This is a genomic window from Acinetobacter sp. YH12086, assembly GCF_013419345.1.
GTDB lineage: Bacteria > Pseudomonadota > Gammaproteobacteria > Pseudomonadales > Moraxellaceae > Acinetobacter > Acinetobacter amyesii.
The window spans coordinates 1-1326 of record NZ_VPAF01000054.1 but is presented as its reverse complement, the minus strand read 5'-3'; the positions used below and the strand labels follow the sequence as shown (position 1 = coordinate 1326).

Here is a 1326-nt window from a genome sequence, read left to right as displayed (position 1 = left end):
AGGAGATTCACATGCTCCAATTTTTAAAATGCTTATTCGGCTTTCATGGTGCGGCTGAAATTGACCACACGATTGATGGCGATGAGATAAAGGTTTGTCGGGATTGTTTGAAAGAAGTTAAATAACTGGGCGGCCTTAGCCACCCAGCAAAGTTATTAAAGTTTACATTGGAATTAAAAAAACGTATTTTATGTTTATAAATAAACAAAATACGAACCAAATTATTAAATCAGTTAAATCTCCTATATTGGAAGGAAATCGGCTGATTAATAATGCTAACTCGGAAAATGGCAGTGCAAGCGTCCAAACTTTTAAAGCCATTTTCCGAGTAATTTTAAGTCTCACCTTAAAGGTGAATTCAAACTCCATCATCTTTATCTAATACCTCTTTATGAATGGTTATATAACTCATTAAAATAAGTTATATGAGTATTCTAACTTGCCCTTTTGTGAATTAATAGCCTATACAACTTTATTGCTGAATAAATATTAAGTATTTGAAAAGTAAATAAATTTAAATTTGATTATTCGATTTTGCCTCTTTACAATGCGCTTCCCTTTTTTTTGGTGGGTAGCTCAAATAAATCGCCGAACGTATTACGGCACACAAAAGCCCCTCGCATTCTAGATGTTGAGGGGTTTTTCTTTTCTTATTGGTGGTAAGTATGCGAATGAAACGAATGAGTTTAGGTGTGGCTTTAGCGGCTATGGGTTCGGCAATATTTACTGATGGGTGGGAGCGAGCACCAAACAGCCTTGAGGCATTATCAAATGTAATGCGCCTCATGCAACCCCCAAAGCATAAATCAAAACCAAATCGCGTAAGTCAAAAGAAGCGTCGTTTATATATGCGTCAAGGGCGCAAGTAGGTGATTATGGTTGATCGAGTAGAGGCATCCAAAAATTTAGAGCTGCTTAAAGCAAATCAATCACGCTTGATGAGCTATAACCATTTGTATTCAAGTTATGCATTTCGCCAAGACTGCGGTGCTGAGTTGAGAAAGATTGGTAAGCAGATCGCAAGCATAGAAGAATTACTTTATGAGAAGCCCAAAACGACTCGCTGAAATTAGAAAACTGCCGTGTATTCGATGCGGCAATCCAGACAGTCAGGCTGCGCATTCAAATAGTGCTAAGCATGGTAAGGGTAGATCAATCAAAGCTAGTGACGAGTTCACGGTGCCGCTATGTCATTCATGCCATAGTCAATTTGATCAGTACAAGTTGGGCAATCGTGAAGAAAGTGAAAAGCTGTTTGAGCAATGGCTGGTTAAGACTGAGTTGATGATGGGTAAAAGGGATGAAGAATACTTTTAAACTCGAACC

Annotated in this window: 3 protein-coding genes; all 3 read left to right on the top strand. The window is 38.1% G+C overall.

All coding sequences use genetic code 11. The features are described from left to right. Positions 1–665: 665 nt before the first annotated feature. The 3 genes from FTU29_RS17250 to FTU29_RS17585 are packed head-to-tail and all read left to right on the top strand — an operon-like array spanning position 666 to position 1317. Positions 666–869: a hypothetical protein gene (locus FTU29_RS17250; RefSeq protein ID WP_180123032.1), complete on the top strand. Its 204-nt coding sequence runs from the start codon at positions 666–668 to the stop codon at positions 867–869. A gap of 6 nt (positions 870–875) precedes the next feature. Next, positions 876–1067, top strand: coding sequence for a hypothetical protein (locus tag FTU29_RS17245; protein ID WP_180123037.1), 192 nt, complete (start codon positions 876–878; stop codon positions 1065–1067). Continuing rightward, complete coding sequence (locus FTU29_RS17585) at positions 1042–1317, top strand: hypothetical protein (protein WP_180123035.1); 276 nt, start codon at positions 1042–1044, stop codon at positions 1315–1317. The genes FTU29_RS17245 and FTU29_RS17585 overlap by 26 nt, the downstream gene beginning before the upstream one ends. Positions 1318–1326 lie beyond the last annotated feature (9 nt).